Raw genomic sequence first — 22,894 nt, forward strand, 5'->3', positions numbered from 1 at the left:
GGAATGTTCCTCCCGCGAACGAGGAGGACACCGCCGGGACAACCCGGTTGCCCGGCCGCTTCCCCTCCTATAGCAATGCTCCGTGATACGTGGCGACAAGATCGGGCTGCGCGCCCGGCACGAAAGCGATGTTCCGGTTCTCCAGTCCGAGCTGTACGACGATGTGCCTACACGGTCACGCGCCGACTCCCGCCCGTGGCGGCCCATCTCGCCAGGGTCGGCGCACTCGCCGTACGCGGTGGCCGACCCGTCGGACGAGGCGGCCTGCTTCTCCGTGGTGGAGCTGGAGTCGCAGGAGCTGGTCGGCGAAGCCCTGCTGTGGGGCATCGACACGCACAGCAGGACCGCTCACATCGGGATCTCCCTGCGACCCGCGTTCCGCGGCCGAGGGCTCGGCGCCGATGTCCTGCGGGCGCTGTGCGACTACGGATTTGCCGTACGCGGACTTCAGCGCCTGCAGATCGAGACCCTCACGGACAACGCTCCGATGATCGCAGCGGCAACCAGGGTGGGCTTCACACGGGAGGGAACACTGCGGCGCGCCGCCTGGGTGTACGGCGCCTACGCGGACGAGGCCATCCTCGGTCTCCTGGCGAACGAGTGGAACACCCGGACATGAACAGTGGCGGCACCGGCCTGCTCGGGCCACCTCCTGACACCATGGCACCGGGGGAGCGCCAGACGCTTGATGCGCCTGGGAGACGGACATCCAGGGGTCCTCGGGCTGACGTGCCCACACACTGAGGGCATGCGCGAGCAGGGTGGGAGTGCGGCGGTGTGGCGAGTGCACCCGAGGTTGATGGCCGCGGCTGGGCTGCTCCACGGCCTCGGTCACACCCACCGGACGATCATGGAAGAGGCCGCCACCCCGCCCAAACGCATCGACGAGCGGCTCGGGCACGAGGACGTCCCCGTCCAGGCCCGCTACTCCCACGTCACCCCACGCATGCGCGCCCGGCTCAGCGGGAGGACGCGCTCGGAGCCCGGCGCCATATGAGCCCCGGCTCCCCGGTTGTGGCGCTCGACGGGCTTCTGAGATCGGGAGAAAGACCAGGCCAGAGGGCAGAAGAGTCAGAGCTTCACGAGTGCGACGCGGTCACCGCAGAGTTTGCGCATGTCGTCCTCGTCGGAGGTGAATATCGTGACCCGTCCGGGCTGACGGAGGGCTACGGCGGCCAGGGCTGCGTCGCTCGCGTATTTGTGGCCGTGCAGCCCGGCGTCCTGGAGGAGGTCAATGGCGGCATTCGCGATCTGCTCGGTCACCGGCTCTACACGCAGCCGCGACAGCGCCCATCGCCATGCCGGCCGGTGAAGCTTGGCGTGGTATGCCTCAATGAGGGTCATCGAGGTCGTGACCACGGGGATGTCCGAGCGGTCGGCGTCCTTGATGCGCGCACCCATCCGCCGGTCGCCGCGTACCCACTGGGACAGTCCCTCGCTGTCGAGCAGGTAGACCTGCCCGTCGCTCACGCGGCGGCCCCCGGCGGATTGGCCGCCTTGCGCGCCCGCTCCTCGCGTTCGGCGTGGGCCCGCTCGATTTCCCTGCGCTCAGCCTCCGCCTCGGCCAATTCTTCCTCCGTGACGGGCCCGTATTCGGACTCCCACCAGTCGACGGCTTCGTGCAACCGCTCCCGCTCCCGCTGGCGCTCGACAGCCTGTGTGACGTAGCGGCTGAAGCCACCGGGGCCGACCTCGGAGCGGATCTCCTCGGCCAGTTCCTCCGGCAAGGTCACGGTGTACTTCTTGGTTGCCATACCATCGACCATACCGACTGTGTGACACATTCGCCATCACCGGCGAAGGGGCCGTTGGGCGCAGAAGCCCGCCGGCCCGGACGCCCGCGCGCTGCCCAGGACGCGACATCTGCCAGGGGGCTGCGCCCGGGCGGGTCAGTCCAGCCAGACCGCCATCGCGTCGCCGTCACGAGCGGCGGCCTCGAAGAACGGCACCAGGATGTCGACGGGAAAGTCGATCCGCCGCAGCATGAGGGCCAGGGTGTCCCACGCCTTGCCGATGTCGAGACAGCGGGACTGAGAGCCGCCAGTTTCGTCCATCCCGACATCGATCAGCTCCTCGATGAAGTCCAGGGCCCAGCGTGGATCCTCGACCGCGCGCTCGAGTTCGGCCGGCGTCAGGCGGGCATACTCGCCGATCATGCTCATGGTCCGGATCGTAGATGTTGGGGCTGACAGAGGCTCTGGCCCCCTGAGCCCCCATCTTCTCAGCGCCCGCCGTAGCCGACGGCCGGGTCCCTTTGCGGTACAGGTGGCTGGTCTGGGACGTGCGCGCCGGCGGCAGCGAGGAGGTCGAGCATCAGCGCAGGTCGTCCACCAACAGGTCGAGCGTGGCCTCTTCATGGAGGGCGATGCTCAGTGCCTCCATGGTCGGCGCGAGATCGGTGTCCCAGCCGGCGTCGACAGGCCGTCCTGTGAGCGGGAGTTGCGGGACACCCTGGGCCTGAATGCGGGCGGCGAGTCGTTCGTAGTCCTCGGCGCTCATCCGCCACGGTCGGGCGTCGTGGCGCCGGATGATCCGGTTGGCCAAGGCGATCCCGGGCCAGTCGAAATCGCCGTGGTAGGCGAAGTGACAGTCTGTGGCGGCGAGGGCGTCGAGGAGGGTGAGGACCACGGTGGAGGCGCTGCCTGACGTGCAGACCAGCGGCTGCGTGCAGGCTGCGTCGGCCGCGGCCTCCAGCACCCGGGGGTTCTCGCATATACGGATGAGCGTGCCGGGCGGCATGGCCAACTCCAAGGAGTGGAGATCGCGGAGTGTCATGTGCGTCTCGGCGTGGTGGTCCGCCCGGTCCCGCAGGGCCTGCTCGCGCCAGCCGGAGCCCTCCGGGCGCAGGCCGTAGGCGAGGACGGTACTGGAGACCTCGTCCGGAGTGACGCCGGCCAGCCGCCATAGTGAGCGTCGTCCGGCGGCGCCCTCCGGGACTTCCGCGCTATGGGCGAGTGCGATGCCCCGTTGCACGAGCCGGGCGAGCCACGTGCCGTCATCCAGGCCGTGCGCAGACCCGGTCGCCTCGGTGGCGATCTCGCCACGGCCGCGTGCGGCCGTTCCCATCGGGCCGAGCAGCATGACGAGGATGTGGAGGGCTTGGTGGAGGCTGCGGATCGCAGTGTCGGGAGTCACTCCCCGTGGCGCGCCCGCCCGCCGGAGCCCGTCGTACCAATGGTGCGCCCACGCCTCGTCGGCGAGAGGTGAAGAGCTCAGCGCTTCGGACAGTGAGGACCACACGTGTTCGCGGCGGGCGTCGGCGTCCGCGCGCACCGCACGCCGGTCGGTCAGGGGCGGTCCGAGAGCCTGGACGACTGCCACCAGACCGGCTCCGGCGGCCGAGGTGCGAAGGCGGGTGTCGAGTTCGGCGAGCCTCACGGTCGCCTCCGCGCCCGTGAGGGTCCTGCCCAGGAGCTGCGACAGGGCCGTCCGCTCGGACGCGTCCAGGCCGGTGAGCCTGAGCGTTCCGGTCGCTTGCAGCCCGTTGCGTTCCAGGCGGGCGCGCAGGCCGGTCCACAGCCGCTGGAGTCCTGGTCCGGCGAGCCAGGTCCGCGTCTCCGCGGGGATCGTGCTCATACGGACACCAGCCGCCGGTTCCGGCCGTTCCACGTGTAGTGGAGGGTGGCCACACCGCGGACGTGGGGGTCGCGCAGGCACTCGTAGATGTGCAGGGACGGGACGTCGGCCCAGTTGCCCATGAGGCGTTCGCTGGTCAGTACGAAGTCCAGGTCGAGGTCGACGAGGATGCGCCCCAGCCGTGCGTGGGTCGGCTCATCGACCTTGGCGAAGGCGTCGTCGAGCAGGATCAGCCGCGGCGCGTGTGGGGCGGATTCGCCGAGGGTGGTGAAGTGCGAGGCGGCCGCGGCGAACAGGACGAGGTAGGAGAGCACGCGCTGCTCGCCCTGGCTCAGGCCGGTGCGGCCGGTCAGCGGCCGCTTACGACCCGGACGCGCGTCCTCGACGACGAAGGCATGGAAGCGGAACCAGCCCCGGTAGTCGAGTGCCGTGCGCAGGTGTGCGGAGTAGCCGGCCGCCGGGTTGGCCCTGCGAGCGTCCTCGATCCGTCGTTGCAGCACCTCGCGCAGTCGTTGCGTCTGCTCGCGAGTGCGCAGGCCTGATGGGCTGCGCAGCAGTTCCACGGCCGCGCGCACATCGGCGTCCACGTCCTCGTGCAGCTTCCACTGCAGCTCGACCCCGAGGCCGTGTGACGTCCGGACCGTCCTGAGCGTGTCGTTGAGAGCGGTGACGAGACCGGCGGCCGCGATGACCTGGGCGGACAGGTGGTCGCCGAGTTCGCCGGTGAGAAAGCGCTGGAACACCTCGCTTTCGCGCTGGGTCAGCCGGCCGCGGGCCTCGGCCGCCTGCGCGCCGATCCGCAGCCCGACGACGGCGACGTCGTGCGAGCCGTGGTCGTCGAGGAGGCGGCAGACCTTGATGCCGGCCATTTCGAGCAGTTGCGCGTCGAAACCGCCGGCCAGCGCGTCGCGAAGGGTGGTGTAGCGGTTCATGAGGGTGCTGTCCGACACGTCGCGGGCCGGTCGCCCCAGCCCCGCGCTCACGGCTTCGGCGACCTGCCTGAGCATCCGGATCCTGCCGCGGACGTCCGTATCGGGCAGGTCGGCGTCCCGGGCCGGGAGCGAGGCGGTCTCCAGCCCGGCGCCCCTCGTCACGTCTGTGCGCCCCAGCGCGCTGTGCAACGCATTCCCTGCCGCGATCACCGCGGACTCCTGACGCGCCAGGTCCTCCCGCAGCCGCGTCTCCTTCTCCTCCGACCGCACGCGCCCGTCACGCGCGCGTTCTGCTGCGTTCTGCGCGGCGGGTTGAGCGCGAGAGGTCGCATCGATCCGTGACGTGGCGGATGCCTCGCGGGCCAGGATCTCGCTCTCGGACGACCCCACCGCCTTCTCCAGCGTCGCTAGACGGGCACGGGCCGGACGCAGTTCGTCCATCCGGGACCGGTAGTCCGCCTCGGCGCTGCGGCGGTCCGCACGGGAGCTGCCGTACGTCGCCCGCGCAGCCTGGTCGTCACCGAGCGACTCGGATACGCGGTGGACGGTCTTGGACAGTCGCCCGAGCACGCCGAGCACGACCGTCAGGGCGGTGGCGGTACGGGCCAGGTCCTCGGTGCCGCCCGGCAGGTCGTTCGCGGTCGCCGCGGCTTCGGCCGCCGTACGGGCCTGCACCGCGACGGTGCGCAAATCGTCTGCCTTGCGAGCCGCAGCCGACACCTTCCCTGCCAGCTCCCGCACCGCGGCCTCTTTTCCGGCTGCCTCCGCCCAGGCGCCGGACAGCCGCCGGGAAGGCGGGAATCGCCGCAGGGCGTCGTCGAGGGCCGTGCGGCGGAGATCGACGCCCGCCAGTTGTTCCTGGACCTCCGAGAGCTGGACACTCACCTCGGCAATCCGAGCGTCCAGCTCGGCAAGCTGCCGTCGCCGCGTCTCGGCACGCACGCCCGCCCCCACGAACTGCGCGGCGGGTTTGACGCTGCGCCCGCTGAGCACGCCGAGACGCCAAGTGCCGTCCCAGTAGACGGCACTTGTCGTACGGGACTCGTCCCCGGGTGCCAGGGAGACCGACGACAGCACGTGCACGATCCGCTCGACGGCGACGCCGGTGCCGGTCGCGTCCACCGGACGCAGAGCTGCCGCCAGGCTCGGGCCTTCCACTGTCGAGGTGTGAGGGGCGAGGAGGGTGTCGAGCGTGCCGGCGTCGAGAACGGTCCCGTCGGCAGTGACCCATGCGTCCAGTAGTCCGCTTGCCTGGAGAGCGGCTTCGAGGTGGGCTTGCTGGGTGTCGGAGAGCCCGTCCGTGAAGTCGACCAGCCGGTAGAAGGGCGCACCTGTCCCCTCGTGCCGGGCGGCCCGGCGATGCGGTGGCGGAGGGGGAGTGGGGTCAGGTTGCCGTTCCCATTCGCGCCGCTGCTCGGCCAGGCTGTCGAGTGTGGTGCGCAACTGCCGCATCTCAACGGCAAGATGGTCGCGTTCACCGGACAGGCGACCGGCGCAGGGGGCGAGAACGAGGTGGGCGGCCTCGGCGGCGTGGGCGTCGATCTCCGCCGGCAGCGTCCGGTCGGCGAAGAGAGCGTCGGGCGCCGAGGCGAACGCGGTCAGGGCCAGGACCTCGTTGAGGTCGGGGCAGTCGGGGGCGAGCCTGGCATCCAGGCGTTCTGCCCACCTCGCGACCTCCTGCCCATACGAGGCACTCTCCGTCACCACACGTGTACGGGCCGTCTCCAGGTGGGCGGTGGTTTCCTGAAGGTCCTGCTCGTAGCGCTCCCGCTCGGCATCCGCGCCGGCTGCTTCGGTGAGTGCCTTGCGGGCCTCGGCGAAAAGCCGTTGCACCTCGGCGACCGCGCGCGAGCGGTTGGCGGCGACGCTCCTGCCCGCTTTCAGCTGCTGGTGCCATGCGCCCAGTGCCGCCGACGTTGCGACGGTGTCGAGGGCGGCGACACGCTCGTGACGTACTTCGTGGTGCCCACCGTCGGGGTCCGGCACCTCGACGGTGCGCGGTCCGTCGAGCTCGGTCTGCCGCGGGGTGACAGCCTCACCGAGGTGGGCGGCGGGCAGTCCGGCCTTCTCGGCGTCCGACAGCAGTTCCCGGTGGTCGGAGGCGATGTCTTTGAGGCGATCCGCCGACTGCCGGAGTTCGCCGGCAAGCCGCTCCGCGGCGCCCTTCTCCGCGCGGTGGGCGTTCAGCAGGGCCGAGCAGGACGTCACGGCCGCGGTGTGCAGCGCCCGGACGGTCGCGCGGCGCTCCGACAGCTCCTGCACGCTGCGGTACCCGTCGCTGCTCTGTACCGCGGCGAGTTCGTCCTGGGCCGCCTCCCGTTCCTCCGAGATGTCCGTCAGCCGCTGCACGGCCACGCTTTCAGCCTCCCGCAGCGCGCTGACCTCCTTGGCCGCGTCCCCTGCTCTTCTGCGCCATTCAGCGAGCATGTCCAGCTCACCGAGGACCGCCTGGGAGGCTTTGCGCAGGACCCCGGACAGGTAGCCGCGGTAGTCGTCGAGGAAGGTGCGGAGGGCCGCGTCCGTCTTTTCGAGCCGGCCCAGCTCGGTGCGGACGGCGTCCAGGTCGTGCAGGTTGCGTGCGACCTTCTCCACGACCTCGTCGTCCAGGCCGGGCAACGTCTCGCTCAGCAGGGTGACAAGGCCGCCGGACTCGATGCGGTCACCCACCGTCGGGCGGCGCAGCCGGTGGAGGAGCTGGGTGAGGTTGCGGAAGCGTGTCGTGTCGGTGATCCCGAAGACCTCGCGGGCGACTCGGGTGCGATGCTCGACGGCCCGCTCCGTCACATTGTCGGCGCCGACGCGCTCCTTCAGTTTCTCCACCGGCAAGGGCTGGCCCGCTTCCACCAGATGCAGGTCCTCGCCCACCCGGAGAGGTGTGACGAAGAATGCCGGGACGGCCCTGCCGGTCGACTTCGACGCCCGGATCGCTGCACCCAGCGTGAGGAACTCCTCCCGGCCGCCGTCCTCGTCCGCCGGCCTGCGGAACTCGACCCAGAGATAGCCCGCGCGGTTGGTCTGCTCCACGCCGTCCAGCATCAGCCAGACGAGCGTGGTGCGGCCTGTCCCCGTCGCGTCGAGCGCACGGGCGTCGCCGTCGAGCAGGTAGGGCAGCAGCATCTCCAGGGCCTTGGATTTGCCCGCACCGTTCTTGCCGCGCAGCAGCAGTCTGCCGTCGCCGAAGGCGAAATCCTGCTCGTCGTACTGCCAGACGTTGCGGATGCCGGCTCGGTGGAGCCGGAACCGGCGTGCGGCCGCCGCCGGAGCCGGACGGGGGGCGGGGACCGTGGGGAGGTCGGCGGTCATGAAAGAGGCTCCTGCTGTCCGTCGATGGCGGCGGCCGCTCGATGGGCGGGCCGTACGGTGACCTGTGCGGCATACCTGGCCGCGGCGGCCAGCAGCACCAGGCCGCTGCCGGAAGCCCGCGCACCGGATACGTCGGTCACGGGCCGGCCTTCGGGAACGGCTTCGTCGTAGCCCTCGGGGAGACCGGCGCCTTGGGATCGCAGCACGCCGTCGCGGGCCACGAGCCGCATCCGGACGAGCAGGTCCACGACGGCCGCGCCCAGGGCCGGCGGATCTTCGACGAGTTCGCGTTTCCAGTTGCTGCGCCGCCCGTACGAAGCGACGACCTCCGCCAGGATCTCGTCGATCAGGCCGTCCCGGATCGGTACGCCGATGACGAGGTGGCCACCGGTCGCGGGGTGGCCGGGACTCTCGGGACGCAGCCTCTCGACCAGTTCACCCAGCGCGAGCAGGGCGGCTTGCGCCACCGTCCCGCTGCCCGGGAAGTTCACGTCGGACAGCTCGTCGTCGGGGTCCACCAGGGCGGCGCCCTCGGCCCGGATCTCGGTCTCCAGGCCGAGCAGTTCGGAGAACGCCTGGGCCTCACGGCGCTGCCGGGTACGCAGCCAGTCGCGTTCGGCGTCGGTCAACTCGTCGAGGTGGACGACGGGCGTCTCCACGAGCATCCGCCGCACGTACGTACGCGGCCCGCCGAAGCCCGGGTCGGCCGCCCGCCGCACGAGGTCGGTCCCGCTCGTGCTCTGCGTGAGCGGGCCGGCGACCACCGCTCGGGCCATCTCCCGATCCACCGAGATCAGGGCCTCGCCGCCGTCCTCCTGCTCGACGACCCCGACGCTCCCCTCTGTCTCGGCGAGCACACCCCAGTCGACCAGCTGCCGGAGAGCGGCGCCCAGCGTGCGTTTGCCGGTGGCCCTGCCGACGTTCTCCCACTCCACGCCGGCGTCGGCCGCCGCCGCCTTGATGTCGGCGACGAGCTGGGACAACAGCATCTGCTCGGGTGCCGTGACCAGCACCGACAGAGCGAGGGCCAAGCAGGCGTAGGTGCGCGGGGTGAAGGGGGTACCACTGGACCGCACCAGCCGGTGGCCCGCCCTTTGTCCCAGACCCGCCTTGAACAGCCGGGCGTAGGAGGTGTCAACGAGCAGCCGGTATCCGAGAACCTGCTGGAAATGCTGCGTGAGCCAGTCCGCGTGGCGACGGATCAGGGGGAAGAGGCCGGCGTGCGGGCCGTCCGCGGTCACCAGCGGATGGGCGAGCAGCAGCCGTCCCGCACTGCGGCGTTCGGTCGCGAGGGCGACGTCATGAGCCGAGGGCACGGTCACGATGCGCTCGCCTGCGCTTCGACGGTTGCGCGGTCGGTGACTCCCACCACCGCGAGGTCCAGGCCGTCAAGGGTGAGGTCGCCGTCGGCCGCACGCAGCACGGTCGAGAAGCCGTCCACGGACCGGACGGTGAGACGTACGCCCAACTCGACGTCCTCGCTGCTGGCGCCCTCCACCGCGAAACCGCGTTCCTGCGCGGAGTCGCCCCCGGCGCGGCGGAGTCGGGCATTCCCCAGGGCCGTGGCCAGCAGCTCCAGCAGCAGTGACAGGGCAGCCGAGGTGAGCCGTATGTGCGCGAAGCGGCCGGAGGCGCTGCGCAGCTCCTCCGCGGCGGCACGCCTGGCCTCCGCCTGGGCCTGAGCGGCCGCTGCCAGCCGCCGTTTCTGCTCGGAATGGTCCTCCACCGCCGAGGCCCTGCCCCGCTGGGCGCGGGAGCCCCGCTCCCGCAGGGCCACCGGTACCTCGACGACCGGGCCGGTCCACCAGCTCGTGTACGCGGGCACCGCCTCGTCGGCCGCCGGCGGAATCCCGAGGTGCCGGGCACCGTAGAGGCCGAAGGCGGCGACGGCGATGTCGTGCGCATCCTCCGGTGTGGCTTCGTCGAACCAACGGGCCAGCCGCAACAGATCCTTCCGCCGCGACATCTCCCCCGACGCCGAGCGCAGCATCCGCTTGGCGTTGGCGAGCAGCGACTGCAGCGCGCGCAGGGTGGCATCCCGGAGCTGGTCGACCTGGCTCCCCCGCCCCTCCAGGTCGGAGAACCACCCCCGCAACCCGTCCCAGTCCGCCAGCTCACGGCCGCGGCTGCGCTGGACCCTGGCCGCGGACTCCCCGCGCGCGGCCGGCGGAACACCCAAGAGGCCCTGGCTGTGGGCGTCGAGCTGCTTCAGCAGGCCGGGAAGGTGCGGCCACAGCCGGTCCAGCGCTGCCGCGATCCTCGGCGCGCGGAAGGACACGTCCTCGGTGATGGCCTCGACGTAGTCGAGCAGCAGCTCCTTGAAGCCCTGGTACTCGGCGGAGTCCAGGTCGTACCGGGCCAGCACCTGGCCCAGGTAGGCATAGAAGTCCCGTACGGAGTCGGCGAACTCGGCGAACTGCACGAAGAGGGTGCTGATGCGCTCCAGCGCATCCTGCGGCTCCGCGCCGCCCACCCCTACCACCGACTCGGCGAGCTCACGCAGCCCGCGCTCGACGAGTGCCAGCAGCTCGCTGCTGACCTCACGCGCCGCGTCCGCACTCGCGAGCACCTCGTCGGCGTCCCGCTGGATGCGCTCGCCCAACTTCGAGAGCTGGTAGCGGGACCGAGCCCGCTGGTATTCGCTGATGCTGGACGCCTTGACGGTGTGCGTGCTCGGCAGGAGGTTGCCCCACTTGACCAGCTGAGCCAGCCGCGTGGCGAGCGTGTCGGCGTCCAACGCAGCCGCCGGCCCACCGACCGCCTCGAGCCTCTCCCACACGTCCGGCACGGCCAGGTCGGCCAGGAGGGTCCCGCAGAAGACCCGCATGATCGCTATGTGCTCAAGCCGCTCCGGCGCGCTCAGATAGGCGTACGCCGTCAGTCGCTGCCACGCCCCGTCGCGCTCGGCTTGCGCCGAAGGGGCTTCTTGTGACGGTTCCTCCATGCAAACGAGGCTACGCACCGCCACTGACACGGGTGGCCGCTTCGAGCGAAGTCTCCTCGCCTGCCCGCGTCGCCGCCGTCGCTCAGCCGCGGGCCACCTGCCCCCGACCCCGTCACCGCGGCACCCCCTGACGGGGCCACAGGGGGCCGAAGGGACTGTGCGTGGTCGCCGATCCTCCGAGCCTGGGTGGTGGCTGGTCTGAGCAGGTCTAAGGGCTGTCCCGTAATCCCCGGCGGGCGCGCGACGACAGCTACGGCACCTCGCTGCGTTGTCGGGCTCGCCCGAATACGACCCGGTATGAGGGCGACCCTTCGCCTTGCGATGTACCGCATCTGACGCGCGCTGGTCCACCGCGGATTACGGGACAACCCTTAGGAAGGCGGTTCTCGTCTGCGTCTCCGCGTTACGGCCGAGCATACGGGGACTACTGCGTGTCAGCGAAGAGATACCCTGCGGGTCGCCGGCCGGAGAGATCGAGCCGGCCGGCGGAGCCCTTGGAGCTTGTCCAGCACCGCTGTTGGTCCTTCTCCGGTTGCTCCACCGGCAACGCGTTCCGTACGCCATAGTGGGAGCAACGGAGTCGAATGGGGGGATCTTTCATGATCGAGCAGGCGCACGTTCAGCAAGCGGACGTGACCGACCCGGCGGTCGCGTCGTTACGGACCCGGATCGGGGCCGCGATCGACAACAATCCCGCGCCGGGTACGGGAACCGTCCTCGACCGCGTCACCTTCTGGTTGCAGCTGCCGACCACCACGATGGTCACCGCCATGCTGGACAAGCTCTGCGAGGCCCGCGGCAAGCGCGTGGGGACCGCCCTCAGCTCGCTCGGAGCAGGGGGGCTGTACGACCCCGCGGACCTGTCAGCGGCCGGGGACATCACGGCCAAGTGGACCGCGATCAGCGAGCGCCTGCACGCGGACCGCGCCGTGACCGTCAAGGGCCCGACCGACCACGTCGGCGGACCCAAGAGCCTGTTCATCCAGCCCAACGGGGCCGGATTCCACGTGATCGTGCTCCTCGCCACCGGCAACGACGGCGGCCCCGGCGGACGCCCCTTCTTCCTCGCCTTCGACCCCGACGTCAGCGCCACGACAGAGGCCCGACAGACGTGGACGACCAAGAAAACCGTCGGCGACACCGTCACGAAGGTGTCCGCGCTCACCAACACGGACGCCATCGCGCAAATCAAGCTCATGCTCCTCGGCAACGATCCGAACAGCTTCGGCCCGCTGATCCGCAAGTACTACGTCGATACGACCGTGGCCTTCCCCGCGATCTCCCGCGCCGGGACCGGTCAGTAGCCATTCGGCGAGATCGCGCAATCCCGTAGCCCCGGATCGGCCAGAAGCCGGGGGGCGCGCAGCACATCCGCCGTCCCGAACTCGTGAACAAGACCACTGGTCAGAACAGGGCGTCGCCGGTGTCCAGCGCGCCCGCGTCGTAGCCCCCGTTGAGGCTTCCGCCGCTCCTGCTCAGGTACAGCCGGACCGAGCTTTCCGGGAGGGGGCTGTCGCTGCCCTTGCCGTTGGCCGCCGCGATCAGGTCGGGGTGGCCGTCGTGGTTGTGGTCCCCCGCGCTGATCAGCGTGATGAAGGGGCGCCAGCCGCCGGAGCCGATCAGCTTGCGGGTGCCGAAGTTGCCCTTGCCGTTGCCGGGGTAGAGCCACAGGCGGCCGGCCTTGTCACTGGAGATGAGGTCGTTGCGGTGGTCACCGCTCGCGTCGCCCGGTGCGGCGAGGGCGCCCATGGTGTTCCAGCCCCCTCCGACGTAGTGGCGGCTTCCGAACTTGCCCTTGCCGGTGCCCGGGTACATCCAGAGGTGGCCGGCCTTGTCGCGGGCCACCAGGTCGCCCTTGCCGTCCCCGGTGAGGTCGCCCGTGGCCTGGATGGCGATCATCGTGTTCCAGCCCGATCCGACGAGCAGGCGGGTGCCGAAACCGCCCTTGCCGTTGCCGGGGTACGTCCACAGCCGCCCCGCGGTGTCCCAGGCCAGCAGGTCCTCGGTGCCGTCGCCGGTGAGGTCGCCGTGCCGGGTGATGGCCGTCATGGCGTTCCATCCGCCCCCGATCAGCGTGCCGGTGCCGTCGCCGCGCAGCAGCCACAGCCGACCGCTGTAGGTGCGGTTCAGCAGGTCGGGAGTCCCGTCCCGGTTGAGGTCACCGAACGCCTGTGCCGGCAGGGTGTTGCCCATTGCGTAGTACGGGTCGTTCCACCCAATGGGTTCGGGAAGGCCGCCGCACTGCCGCTCCATGTGCGCCCAGCGGACCGAACCGAGGTTGTGACCCAGAGACGCGTTCCCCTCGCGAAGGTACGCGAGGTTGTCGCCTCCTTCGTTCCCCACCATCTCGGCGAACACGCCATTGGATCCGGTGACGTAGCCGGCCTTGCTGTACATGCAGACATTCTCGAAACCGGTGCGGTTGTAAACCGAGACCGCGCGCTTCGACCATGTGCCCAGAGACGATTGCGGCGTGGAGTAGGACACCATCGCCCCGTCGCCGCTGACGCCGTCGAAGACGCAGAACCTGCCCTTCGGGCAGCGGTCGTACCCCACCGCGGCATGAACGGGTGCCACCGAGGCCGCCGCAAGGCCCAGAGCGGCGACAGCCGTCACAAAGGCAGCGCGAAGTGACGTGCGCATGAGATCCCCCCCAGGGAACGTTTCAGAGACAGCAGCTGAACGTTGTCGCGCAGCATAGTCTCCGAATTCCGACGATCGGCTTAGCTCCGCGGATACAGATTCCGCTGGCGGCGGTGCGCTGTCAACGGCCGCTGACTCTCCCCACGCCGCTGAGGTGGCTCACTCCCACGGTGCCCGCCTCTGGTCCTGATCAGGAGCCGTGACAAGGCTCTCATGAGGCCTTCCTGGGAGCCGTCTCAGCCCGCGGTTCCGGGAAGGCGCTCGGTCAGCGGGCGCGGCGGTGGGCGGATGCCGGGTCACTACTCGGCGGCTGTGGCGCCGACGCCGTGGTGCGCGAGTGGGCTGCGGGCCATCGCCGCTCGAGCTCGACGGCTCGGTGCGGGGCGTTGGGCCAAGCGCTGCGGGCGCCAGGTCAGGACCTGGCGGGCGGTGCTCCACCTCATCCTGGCCGACGCCGTCGATGAGGGACTCATCGAAGCCAACCCGGCCACGACACGGCGCAGGCGGGGCAAGCGCGCCGGCCGCTCCCGCACCCGCGGGCCGGAGAAGGTCATCACCGATCCGCTCGGCGCCCTGCTCATCGCGGAGCGGGCCGCCCTCCTGTCCGGGCGCGACGACGAGTTCCATGGCCAGGGACGCTGCACTGCGGGCCGTCAGGTTGCCGCTCTGCCCTTGGCCGGCCGGTGGAGCCAACGGTCGCTGTCGGTATTCCAGGACCTTGCGGCCAGCCCGGATACCGGCGTCCGCCCGGCCAGTGGCATCGAGGCTTCACGGTCTACGGAGCAGCCGCCCGACTGGGCTGCCCCGCTTCCTGGCTTCCGCCCATGCGCAGCGACTGAACTCCCCGCCGGGTTCACGTCCGGCTACCGCGCCACCGTGCCGCTGGTCGGCATGCCCTTCTCCCTGGGATACCGCCGGCAACGCCTGCGGTATGCCGGCGGAACCACCGAGCGGCGGCGACTTGAGTCGCTGGGCGAGGCGCAGCCGACGGCGGCCGTCATCAACTGCTCAGGGCTGGGCGCACGCACCCTCGCACCTGATCCGCACCTGCGCCCGATTCGAGTCGGCCGTGACGGGCAGCCACGAGCCGCTCAGCGGCTCGGTGAACCAAGCTGTGTCCGTTCGCCGTTACGGTCCAACGAGCACACACCGTACTCGGCCTTGCTGACCAAGGAGTGGTGGATGAAAGAGGGCGAGCGACCGATGCCGTTCCTGTACGTCGTGGTGTGCGCGGCGGGCGTCGCGGGGGACGTGGGCGCGCTGATCACCATGGCGCAGGAAAGCGGATGGAACGTCGGGGTGGTTGCCACCCCGCAGGGGCTCGGTTTCATTGATGCCCCGGCCGTCGAGGCACAGACGGGTTACCCGATCAGGTCTGCGTGGCGGTTGCCCGGCGACCCGCGGCCGCTGCCGCCTGCGGACGCCATCGCCGTCGCGCCTGCGACGTTCAACACGATCAACAAATGGGCTGCCGGGGTCTCCGACACGCTGGCGTTGGGCATTCTCTGCGAGGCGTACGGACTTGGCATTCCGACGGCCGTGCTGCCGTACGTGAACGCGGCCATGGCCGCCCACCCCGCGTACCAGGAGAGCTTGGCCCGGTTGCGCGGGATGGGCGTCATGGCCAGTTCCTACGTGTCGCATCCGCCGAAGGCGGGCGGGGGCGCCGACCGATTCCGCTGGCAAGAGGCGCTGGAACTGCTCGGCCCCGCCGTGGACGCGCGGCGGTGAGCACCCTCTTCCTTCTGGCGAGTGCTCTCCCTCGCGGTGATCACGCCACGCCCCGCTTCGGCGTCCGGTCCGGCGACAACGGCTGTGCGCGCTCACGGTGCGTCAGCCGACGGCATGACCGGGCCGACGATCCGTTGATCGGAAAGCGGCGGTCATCAGGCGGGGCGATTCGGGCACACTGGGGCGATGAGGTTCGGGGCAGGGCTTGGCGGGGGTGGCTGGGACGATGACGGGGCACTCCGGGCTGCATTGAGTCGTACGGCCGAGGGGCTCGGGCTTCCCCTGCCCGAGGCGGAGGGGAAGTGGGCTCGCCTCGCTGAGTACGTCGACGCGGCGAGCGGTCGCCGCGTAGTGGTGTATCCGCCCGACGAGGGGCGTCGGACCTTCCCGGTGAACCTCCAGGACAACGGCACGCGCCTGGCCTGTGGGTGGACTGCAGACCTGGCCGAGGTGGTCAGGGCGACGACGGCTTGGACGGGCGGCGCGGGGCTTGAGGAGACCAGGTCGCACGCGCCGTTCGTCCGGTTCAGGCCCTGGGCGCTCGTCCACGAGCGGGAGCCCTTCGGTGTCGTCGAGTTGACGTGGCGCGTCAAGCTCGACCGCATCCACATGCCGCCGTACGACCGGCACCCGCGCCCTCACGCGCTGCTCGCGGCGGCGTACGCTCAGCCGGTGCTCCGCCGGTTGATGCCGGTCAACAGCCACTTCAACCTCTGGTTCTCCACCAGTGTCGAGGAGTTCTGGAAGACGCGGGTCGGCTCTGTCATCTGCCCGTACGACGAGGGGCTGTACGGGGTCCGGACCGAAGGCGAGCCGGTCGCGCGCACCGAGACGCCAGAGGAAGCCGTTGCCTTCGTGGTGGCCGCCCTCCCCGAGGAGCTCGGTCCGGCGAGCTGAGGCTGGAGGACCGCGGGCGGCCCGCGAGGCATTGGCGGCCGGGAAGTCGGGACCGGCCCCCTGGCGTGCTGAGGGCGGCATTCGTAAGAAACGCCCCAGAGCTCCACGCGCGCGTGAGCCTGTCTCAAGGAGACTCGCTCTCACGGCACCTGGGAGTTGTCAGCCGAGGGCAGGTCCACGTGCGACCAACGGGCGGCTGCCGTCCTCGGGCAGGACCGCGATGTAGCGCCGGCCGCCGTCCTCGACTCGGGCAAGACCGATGGCCGTTGTGGTGTGGGGCGCGTCGACGGCGGGCTCGACGCCCTCGGTAAGCGAGTCGAGTCCTGCGTAGTGTTCGGCCAGGTCTGCGGCGGGACCGCGGATCCGTGGACGTACGTCCGCCCCTTTCCGCAGGGCGGCGAGAAGGTCGTCACGAGCCTGACCCGGGTCGGCGTCCTGGAGACTGTCGTGAAGTCGCTCTTGAACGCAGGGCTTTGTCGGAGCCGCTCCTGCCCGCCGGCGGCAGTCCGGACATGCCTGCGGCTCGGCTGGTTCGAAGAGATGCCTGTAGCGGGGGACCTGGTGCTCCGGGATGCCGCAGAGCGTCCCGCTCTCGGCCGCCGCATGATCGACGCCGGGAACGTCTGTCAGCCGGACCGCACCGAACCTGGCAGCCTCCCGCGAGGTCGTGAAGGACCATGCGCGGTCTGGGGCGTGACTCACGCGGGCGAGCACGACACAGCCGTCGCTTCTGGTCAGCTGGGTGGCGCGGCGGTGATTCACCGCCGTCCACATTGCACTGGTGGGGGAGGGGCGACTCGCACATGACGCAGACGACGCCCCCCTCGCTCCGGCGTGTGCGAGGCGCAACTGGCCGTGTGAAGTGGCTTGGTCGTCGCCAGACCGTCCGAGAGCATGCGGCCATGCCCATCCCGGCTCCGAACGGCGACTACGCGGTCACCGCGATGTACTCCGTGGCAGACGACGCCTGGTACCTGGAGTTGGACCTCGTCGCCGACCACCGGACCGTCGTGATGGCGATCGTTCCCGACGAGGACCCGGCACGGGAGCCGACGGTGTGCTTCAACCCTGCTGCGCGCCACTCGGACATTCCGTACGAGGTCCTGCGCTGGTTCATGGGTCGGGTCGAGGAGAGGATCCGCACGTCCCGCGCCTGGATGCGGCTGCGGCCGGAGCTCGTGGAGGTCGTGGAGGTCGTGGAGGTCGTCCACAGGCTGCGCCAGGAGTACTGGGGTGCGATAGACGACGACGAGTTTCCGCGTGTGCTGGCGGAGGTTCGAACCGTGGTCGCGGAGGCTGACCTGCCTGTCGTACTTGCGGCGGCCTTCGGGCGGAATCCCGATGGCACCATCGCGGACGACGTACCGGACCGGGGCGAGGGCCGGCCAGTGCCCTCATCGTGTTGACCGTCCCCGGCAGGCAGTGCTGGAGTCGGCACGTGGACAGCATCCCCGCCAACCGGCGGCTCTGGAACCGGATCAGCAGCGCCTACCAGCACGAGCACGACCCGCAGATCGGCGCAGCGCCCCGGCTGTGGGGCATGTACTCCATCCCTGACGCGCACTTGCACGCCCTGGGCGACGTCACCGGCAAGCGCGTCCTCGAACTCGGCTGCGGCGCCGGCCAGTGGTCCAGGGCGCTCGCCGTCGAGGGCGCCATCGTGGTCGGGCTCGACCTGTCCGATGCCCAACTCGCCGTAGCGGCCCGTGCGATGGGAGCGGCCCGCTACCCGCTGGTGCAAGGCGCCGCCGAACAGCTCCCGTTCGCCGCCGGCAGCTTCGACCTGGTGTTCTGCGACTTCGGTGGGCTCAGCTGGGCGCCCCCGCACCTGGCCGTCCCGCAGGCCGCACGCGTCTTGGGCCGCGGTGGGCGCCTGGTGTTCAACGTCGCCAGCCCATGGTTCGAAGCTTGCTACGACGAAGCCGCCGGCCGCGTGACCACGACGCTGCGGCAGGACTATTTCGGGCTGGACACCATCGCCGAAGACGACGGGGCGACCAGCTATCAGCTCACCTACGGCGAGTGGGTCAAGGTCCTGCGCGGCGCGGGTCTCATCATCGACGACCTCATCGAGCCGCGGCCCGAACTCGGAACACCCAACGGCTACAACGAGACCGACCCACCCGACTGGGCACACCGCTGGCCGGCGGAAGTGATCTGGGTGACCCACAAACCGTGAGTTCCGCCGCGCCGAGACGCGAAGGCATCCACTCGCCCGACAGGCCTGGAAGCCCCGGTTGTCGCGCGGCGATGGGAACGGCGTCCCCGAGGAGCTGCGGTTCGATGAGACGGAACCTGCCGTAGTGGTGGAGTCCGACGCTGCTTCCGGCGACGCGGCGCAATTGCATCGAGAGTTCTCCCGAGGGACCACCACCGCCGACTCTACGCGCGTATAGTCATGCACCTGCCACCTCGCCGGGACCGGCGTGGTGGCGCGCCGCACCACGCTTTCGTCCGCTCCCCCGTCCCCTCGGAGGTTCCCGTGGTCCAGTCGCCCGTCTCCCCGCAGCCGTTGGCGCGTCGCCTGCTCGCCGTCGCCGGCGGACTGCTCACCGCCGCGGCCCTGCTCACCGCCGCACCGACCGCTCAGGCCGCCGTCCCCGGCGCCGGTGGCGGGGTCACCCATCCCGACCAGGACTGGATGGGCTCCACCGTCGCGGCCCACGAGGGCCGCAGCGCCTCCGACGCCCCGGTCACCCTCACGCCGAACGTCACCCAGACCCCCGGCTTCGACGTGAGCCACTGGCAGGGCAGCATCAACTGGGGCACCCAGTACGGCAAGGGCGCGCGCTTCGTCTACATCAAAGCGACCGAGAGCACCGACTACCGCGACCCGAACTTCAACGCCAACTACACGGGCTCCTACAACGCCGGCTTCATCCGCGGCGCCTACCACTTCGCCACCCCCAACACCTCGACGGCCGCGGCCCAGGCGGACTACTTCGTCGCCCACGGCGGCGGCTGGTCCAAGGACGGCAAGACGCTCCCGCCCATGCTGGACATCGAGTACAACCCGTACGGCGCCACGTGCTACGGCAAGTCGCAGGCCGACATGCGGACTTGGGTCACCAACTTCCTCAACGAGGTGCACACCAAGACCGGCCGGTGGGCCACGATCTACACCACCACCGACTGGTGGACCACCTGCACCGGCAACACCGCCGCCTACTCGACCAAGGACCCGCTCTTCATCGCCCGCTACAACTCCACCGTGGGCACCCTTCCGGCGGGCTGGGGCTTCTACACCTTCTGGCAGTTCGCCGACTCCGGCACCTTCCCCGGCGACCAGGACAGGTTCAACGGCCCCCTCAGCGGCCTGAAGGACCTCGCGAACAACACCTGACCGGCACCTCCGCCACCTGACGGCTGCCGTACCTCCCGACTCGGCTTCGGGGCGGTACGGCAGCCGCGACGGCGTCTGGCCGGCGCCCTCAGCTCCGCCGCGGCGGAGTTGGTTCACGGCGGATCATGTACGTCGAGATTCGCGACCCGCCCCACTGGTTCGCCGCGAGGCGGAGGGGTGACCGTGTCAAGGTGATGCCTCACGGCGACTCGGGTGAGGGCTCCTGCTGCCGGGCAAGGGAGGCCCTGCGGCGGGTCCGGTCGATCTCGGTGACGACGACCGTCATCACCTCGCCGACCTGGACGACGTCCGACACGGCTTCCGCTGGTCCCGCGGTGAGGTGTTGCCGGTGGACCAGCCCCTCGATCCCGCCGGAGAGGCGCACGAAGGCGCCGAACGGCACCAGCTTGGTCACGTCGCCACGCAGCACTTGCCCCACCTCGACGCGGCCGGCGAACTCCCGGAAGGGGTCGGGCTGCATCGCCCGCAGGGAGAGTCCGGCCTCCAGGTTCCACGTGTCGAACTGGAGGAACTCGCACGTCACCCGCTGCCCGACGTGGACGACCTGCGATGCGTCGTCGAAGCGCTGCCAGGCGAGTTCGGGGTGGGTGATGAAGCCGGCGCCGGAGAAGAGCGGGTGTGCGGGGCCGTCGTCGAGCGCCACGAACACCCCGAACGGCTCGATCGCCGCGACGGTGCCGGACAGCGTCTCGCCGGGGTTCAGCGATGCGAGGAACGCCCACAGTTCCGGACGCTCAGGGGGACCGTCCATGCGGCCAACCCTTGCATGGGCAGCCGCGGTTGTGACGGGATGTGGCTCTACCCGCCTGCGTCGACCGCGGCCGGGGAAGAGCCGACGCCCGTCGGCCCGAAAGCACGAGGACCGCTCCTGGGCTCGCTACAAGATCGAGCCCGGGGAGCACCGCACCCTTGCCGAGGCCAACAGCGAGGTCTCGCGCTGTCCGGCTCTCGCCGCGTCGACTGGCAGCTGTCCGAGCTGTCCGAGCTGTCCGAGCTGGGCGTGGGCAGTTCCTGCGGCGTCGACCGGTCTCAGCGGTACGCGGCGACGTTGCGGGCGGCCCAGTGGGCGAAGGGGCGCGGGGCGCGGCCGAGGATCTGCTGGACGTCCGGGCTGATACGCAGCTCGGCCGGGCTGGGGGAACCGAGGATGTCCAGTGTGTCGTCGGCGAGCTCCGCCGGCATGCTCCGGGCCATGGCGGTCCTGGCCTCGTCGCGGGTGAGTTCGTGGAACCTGACCGGCGAGCCCAACGCGGCGGCGATGGCCTCCGTCTGCTGGCGCGGAGTGATCACCTCCGGGCCGGTCAGCTCGTAGACGCCGCCGGTGTGCCGGTCGTCCAGCAGGCAGGCTGCCGCGACCGCGGCGATGTCCGCGGGGTCGATGATCGGGACCCCGATGTCGCCGAAGGGCGCGGCGACGATCTGTTGCGTGCGGACGGACTCGGCCCACCACAGGGCGTTGGGGGCGAAGCCGCCCGGCCGCAGGATGGCCCACTCCAGGCCGGACTCCCGCAGCGTGTCCTCCAGCGCGCGCATCGCGATCCGCGTGTGGCCGGAGGGCCTGGTCACCACACCCTGCGTGGAGAGCAGGACGACTCGGCGAACCCCGCCGGCGGCGGCTTCGTTGATGAGGTCGGCAGGGTTGGCCCCCGTGGCGTGCAGATCGCCGGACAGCAGCAGGAACAGCGCTTTCGCCCCGGTCAGCGCGGGCTTGAGGCCGGCCGGCTCGGCCAGGTCGGCCACCACGTGGTGGACGCCGTTCGGCACCGCGGTCGTGTGTCGTGACACAGCCGTCACCTCCTGACCCGCCTCGGCCAGCGCCTGTGTCAACGGCAGGCCGATGTTGCCGGTAGCCCCGGTCACCACGATCATGATGTGCTCCTTGTCAGATGCCCTCTGTTGCCCTCTGTGGCGTTCACGCTAGGAGTGCGGGCTTACTTTTGGTAAGGACATACCCTGAGGTAAGCTCATGACATGGCGGGAGGCGCGCAGACCAGGCAGGCCGAGGCGGAGAAGCGGTATGACGTGTTTCACACCGACTGCCCCGCGCGCGATGTGGTCGACCACGTGACCAGCAGGTGGGGCGTCTGGGTGCTGATCTCCTTGCGGAGCAACAGCCTCCGGTTCTACGAGCTGCGCGAGAGCATCCAGGGCATCAGCGAGAAGATGCTCGCCCAGACGCTGCGCGCGCTGGTCCAGGACGGCCTGGTCTGGCGGGAGGTCGAACCGACGGCGCCACCCCAGGTCACCTACGGGCTGACCGAGTTCGGCCGGGACGTCGGCGAGCCGCTGACGGAGCTGTTCGACCGGATCACGCGGCGGCTGCCGCCGGTGGCGCAGTAGCGCCTGGTGCGCATCAGTCGGACCAGGCCCCGCTGCCCCTGGAGCCACAGCCGCGGACCCTGACCCGCGGCCGCTCCGCCGCCCGCGCGAGGTCCGTACGTCATCCTGATCCATCGTGACGGGGACTGACCTGTCACATCCCGTACGTGGGTCCCCCGTTCCCGTCCCGGCACGGGATCGTCATCCGGTCGGTGCTCGCGCGCAGACCAGGTGGGCACGGTTCAGTCGGTGATGTACCAGTCGTTCTTGAGGTACTCCAGGGTGGAGTCCCCGAGTTCGTCTTCGCTGAAGGTCATGGAGGCCTTGACTGCTCCGACCGGTATCTCGACCTTGTCGGGCGAGCGCATGACGACGCGCTTCGGGTCGACCGTCGCGGTTTGCAGGGCCTTCTTCTGCGCGGGCGAGATCATCTTGAATGACACGAGGAACGTCGAGGTGCACGGGCCGAGGCCCTCGTCCTCTGCCTGCTTCGCGGCGGGTCCCGCCACGTCGCAGACCGTGTCGATGTCCTCGTGGCCGACCGCGTGGAGGAAGACCTCGTACCGCTTGATCGCGCCCGCCTTCGTCCTGGGCGCGGACTTGTCGCCGGTTGGCGAGGGCGACGACGTCTCGGTCCGAGGGGACGCGGACGGCGTGGCCGACGGCTCTTGAGCCTTCGGCGTGGACGCCGAAGACTGCGAAGGCTCCGCGCCCGTGTCGTCCTTCGACTTGTCCGGACCGCACGCGCCCACTGCCAGTGCCACGCAAGCCGTCAGCGCCACGCCCGCCATCGTCCGTGCTCTCATCGGGTCCCCCTCATCACCGGCCGACAACACGTAGACAGGTCACGCAGGGTCGGAGGGAACGGTTCCCGAGCCGGTCAACAAGGGCGGCAGGCTCTCGGGCGCCACCGGATCGCCTCGCCGGCGGGACAGCTCCGCCCGGCGCAGTCGCCGCCAGCCAGGACCGGGGCGCCGGGCGCGGCCCGGTCCGCCGCCGACCACCTCTTACATCGCGTTGAGTACCCAGGCCGCGTCCGGCAACGTCGGCAGCATGAAACCGGTGAGGCCTTCGTCGGCGGTCGGCTCCCGGAGCCAGTCGCTCCTACCGACCTTGCACAGGTGCGCCGAGGCCGTGCCGCGGTTGGTCGAGGCGCGGGTTCGGTTGGCTTCCAAGACGGTCCCG

The 22,894-nt window shown here is 70.5% G+C and carries 21 protein-coding genes; 9 read left to right on the top strand and 12 right to left on the bottom strand.

Annotation, left to right across the window (positions count from 1 at the left end; genetic code table 11):
* The first annotated feature begins 82 nt into the window (after positions 1 to 82).
* Both OG900_22515 and OG900_22520 read left to right on the top strand, forming a co-directional pair.
* Entirely contained in the window at positions 83 to 619 is a 537-nt protein-coding gene (locus tag OG900_22515) for a GNAT family N-acetyltransferase (GenBank protein ID WUH92605.1), read from the top strand.
* Positions 620 to 748: 129 nt separating this feature from the next.
* A complete protein-coding gene (locus tag OG900_22520; protein WUH92606.1) occupies positions 749 to 997 on the top strand; it encodes a hypothetical protein in 249 nt (82 codons plus the stop codon).
* A 74-nt stretch (positions 998 to 1,071) separates the two neighbouring features.
* Here OG900_22520 and OG900_22525 read toward each other — a convergent pair whose 3' ends face one another.
* The 7 genes from OG900_22525 to OG900_22555 form a co-directional block, all read right to left on the bottom strand.
* The gene (locus OG900_22525) at positions 1,072 to 1,470 is read right to left on the bottom strand and encodes a hypothetical protein (GenBank protein ID WUH92607.1); all 399 of its coding nucleotides are present in this window, start codon (positions 1,468 to 1,470) and stop codon (positions 1,072 to 1,074) included.
* Positions 1,467 to 1,754, bottom strand: coding sequence for a hypothetical protein (locus OG900_22530; GenBank protein ID WUH92608.1), 288 nt, complete (start codon positions 1,752 to 1,754; stop codon positions 1,467 to 1,469). Before OG900_22530 ends, OG900_22525 begins: the two co-directional genes overlap by 4 nt.
* A gap of 135 nt (positions 1,755 to 1,889) precedes the next feature.
* Positions 1,890 to 2,162, bottom strand: coding sequence for a YfbM family protein (locus tag OG900_22535; GenBank protein WUH92609.1), 273 nt, complete (start codon positions 2,160 to 2,162; stop codon positions 1,890 to 1,892).
* A 151-nt stretch (positions 2,163 to 2,313) separates the two neighbouring features.
* Positions 2,314 to 3,576 (bottom strand): TIGR02679 family protein, encoded by a 1,263-nt coding sequence (locus OG900_22540; GenBank protein WUH92610.1) that lies wholly within the window; start codon positions 3,574 to 3,576, stop codon positions 2,314 to 2,316.
* The gene (locus OG900_22545; protein ID WUH92611.1) at positions 3,573 to 7,811 is read right to left on the bottom strand and encodes a TIGR02680 family protein; all 4,239 of its coding nucleotides are present in this window, start codon (positions 7,809 to 7,811) and stop codon (positions 3,573 to 3,575) included. The genes OG900_22540 and OG900_22545 overlap by 4 nt, the downstream gene beginning before the upstream one ends.
* Entirely contained in the window at positions 7,808 to 9,133 is a 1,326-nt protein-coding gene (locus OG900_22550) for a TIGR02678 family protein (GenBank protein WUH92612.1), read from the bottom strand. The genes OG900_22545 and OG900_22550 overlap by 4 nt, the downstream gene beginning before the upstream one ends.
* On the bottom strand, positions 9,130 to 10,755 hold the full coding sequence (locus OG900_22555; protein WUH92613.1) for a TIGR02677 family protein: 1,626 nt from the start codon (positions 10,753 to 10,755) through the stop codon (positions 9,130 to 9,132). The genes OG900_22550 and OG900_22555 overlap by 4 nt, the downstream gene beginning before the upstream one ends.
* A 599-nt stretch (positions 10,756 to 11,354) precedes the next feature.
* Between OG900_22555 and OG900_22560 the strand changes: the two genes are divergently transcribed.
* Entirely contained in the window at positions 11,355 to 12,059 is a 705-nt protein-coding gene (locus OG900_22560) for a hypothetical protein (protein WUH92614.1), read from the top strand.
* Positions 12,060 to 12,159: 100 nt separating this feature from the next.
* Here OG900_22560 and OG900_22565 read toward each other — a convergent pair whose 3' ends face one another.
* The gene (locus tag OG900_22565; GenBank protein ID WUH92615.1) at positions 12,160 to 13,371 is read right to left on the bottom strand and encodes an FG-GAP-like repeat-containing protein; all 1,212 of its coding nucleotides are present in this window, start codon (positions 13,369 to 13,371) and stop codon (positions 12,160 to 12,162) included.
* A gap of 1,209 nt (positions 13,372 to 14,580) precedes the next feature.
* On the opposite strand from OG900_22565, the gene OG900_22570 reads away from it, so the two are divergent.
* From OG900_22570 to OG900_22590, 5 genes are all read left to right on the top strand, one after another.
* Positions 14,581 to 15,129 carry a flavoprotein gene (locus OG900_22570; protein WUH95878.1) on the top strand — a complete coding sequence of 183 codons (549 nt, stop codon included), beginning with the start codon at positions 14,581 to 14,583 and terminating at the stop codon, positions 15,127 to 15,129.
* Positions 15,130 to 15,315: 186 nt separating this feature from the next.
* Positions 15,316 to 16,026, top strand: coding sequence for a DUF6193 family natural product biosynthesis protein (locus OG900_22575; GenBank protein ID WUH92616.1), 711 nt, complete (start codon positions 15,316 to 15,318; stop codon positions 16,024 to 16,026).
* A 902-nt stretch (positions 16,027 to 16,928) separates the two neighbouring features.
* Complete coding sequence (locus OG900_22580; protein WUH92617.1) at positions 16,929 to 17,432, top strand: hypothetical protein; 504 nt, start codon at positions 16,929 to 16,931, stop codon at positions 17,430 to 17,432.
* A 32-nt stretch (positions 17,433 to 17,464) separates the two neighbouring features.
* Positions 17,465 to 18,205 (top strand): class I SAM-dependent methyltransferase, encoded by a 741-nt coding sequence (locus OG900_22585; protein WUH92618.1) that lies wholly within the window; start codon positions 17,465 to 17,467, stop codon positions 18,203 to 18,205.
* Between the two features lie 303 nt (positions 18,206 to 18,508).
* Positions 18,509 to 19,369 carry a GH25 family lysozyme gene (locus tag OG900_22590; GenBank protein ID WUH92619.1) on the top strand — a complete coding sequence of 287 codons (861 nt, stop codon included), beginning with the start codon at positions 18,509 to 18,511 and terminating at the stop codon, positions 19,367 to 19,369.
* A 199-nt stretch (positions 19,370 to 19,568) separates the two neighbouring features.
* Here the strand turns inward: OG900_22590 and OG900_22595 are convergent, their stop codons facing one another.
* Both OG900_22595 and OG900_22600 read right to left on the bottom strand, forming a co-directional pair.
* On the bottom strand, positions 19,569 to 20,141 hold the full coding sequence (locus OG900_22595; GenBank protein WUH92620.1) for a S1 RNA-binding domain-containing protein: 573 nt from the start codon (positions 20,139 to 20,141) through the stop codon (positions 19,569 to 19,571).
* A 278-nt stretch (positions 20,142 to 20,419) separates the two neighbouring features.
* Entirely contained in the window at positions 20,420 to 21,259 is an 840-nt protein-coding gene (locus OG900_22600; GenBank protein WUH92621.1) for an NAD(P)H-binding protein, read from the bottom strand.
* A 102-nt stretch (positions 21,260 to 21,361) separates the two neighbouring features.
* Between OG900_22600 and OG900_22605 the strand changes: the two genes are divergently transcribed.
* Positions 21,362 to 21,730 (top strand): helix-turn-helix transcriptional regulator, encoded by a 369-nt coding sequence (locus OG900_22605; GenBank protein ID WUH92622.1) that lies wholly within the window; start codon positions 21,362 to 21,364, stop codon positions 21,728 to 21,730.
* Positions 21,731 to 21,951: 221 nt separating this feature from the next.
* Here the strand turns inward: OG900_22605 and OG900_22610 are convergent, their stop codons facing one another.
* Together OG900_22610 and OG900_22615 are read right to left on the bottom strand one after the other, a co-directional pair.
* Positions 21,952 to 22,515, bottom strand: coding sequence for a hypothetical protein (locus tag OG900_22610; protein ID WUH92623.1), 564 nt, complete (start codon positions 22,513 to 22,515; stop codon positions 21,952 to 21,954).
* 201 nt (positions 22,516 to 22,716) lie between these two features.
* The gene (locus tag OG900_22615) at positions 22,717 to 22,884 is read right to left on the bottom strand and encodes a hypothetical protein (protein WUH92624.1); all 168 of its coding nucleotides are present in this window, start codon (positions 22,882 to 22,884) and stop codon (positions 22,717 to 22,719) included.
* Between the last annotated feature and the right edge of the window lie 10 nt (positions 22,885 to 22,894).

Source organism: Streptomyces sp. NBC_00433, from assembly GCA_036015235.1.
Classification (GTDB): Bacteria; Actinomycetota; Actinomycetes; order Streptomycetales; family Streptomycetaceae; genus Actinacidiphila.

Bases quoted from the DNA above. Each gene is read 5' to 3' on its own strand.
- OG900_22520 (WUH92606.1), top strand. From the start codon at position 749: ATGCGCGAGCAGGGTGGGAGTGCGGCGGTGTGGCGAGTGCACCCGAGG.
- OG900_22530 (WUH92608.1), bottom strand. From the start codon at position 1,754: ATGGCAACCAAGAAGTACACCGTGACCTTGCCGGAGGAACTGGCCGAG.
- OG900_22535 (WUH92609.1), bottom strand. From the start codon at position 2,162: ATGAGCATGATCGGCGAGTATGCCCGCCTGACGCCGGCCGAACTCGAG.
- OG900_22540 (WUH92610.1), bottom strand. From the start codon at position 3,576: ATGAGCACGATCCCCGCGGAGACGCGGACCTGGCTCGCCGGACCAGGA.
- OG900_22545 (WUH92611.1), bottom strand. From the start codon at position 7,811: ATGACCGCCGACCTCCCCACGGTCCCCGCCCCCCGTCCGGCTCCGGCG.
- OG900_22555 (WUH92613.1), bottom strand. From the start codon at position 10,755: ATGGAGGAACCGTCACAAGAAGCCCCTTCGGCGCAAGCCGAGCGCGAC.
- OG900_22560 (WUH92614.1), top strand. From the start codon at position 11,355: ATGATCGAGCAGGCGCACGTTCAGCAAGCGGACGTGACCGACCCGGCG.
- OG900_22570 (WUH95878.1), top strand. From the start codon at position 14,581: ATGAAAGAGGGCGAGCGACCGATGCCGTTCCTGTACGTCGTGGTGTGC.
- OG900_22575 (WUH92616.1), top strand. From the start codon at position 15,316: ATGAGGTTCGGGGCAGGGCTTGGCGGGGGTGGCTGGGACGATGACGGG.
- OG900_22580 (WUH92617.1), top strand. From the start codon at position 16,929: ATGCCCATCCCGGCTCCGAACGGCGACTACGCGGTCACCGCGATGTAC.
- OG900_22595 (WUH92620.1), bottom strand. From the start codon at position 20,141: ATGGACGGTCCCCCTGAGCGTCCGGAACTGTGGGCGTTCCTCGCATCG.
- OG900_22600 (WUH92621.1), bottom strand. From the start codon at position 21,259: ATGATCGTGGTGACCGGGGCTACCGGCAACATCGGCCTGCCGTTGACA.
- OG900_22605 (WUH92622.1), top strand. From the start codon at position 21,362: ATGGCGGGAGGCGCGCAGACCAGGCAGGCCGAGGCGGAGAAGCGGTAT.
- OG900_22610 (WUH92623.1), bottom strand. From the start codon at position 22,515: ATGAGAGCACGGACGATGGCGGGCGTGGCGCTGACGGCTTGCGTGGCA.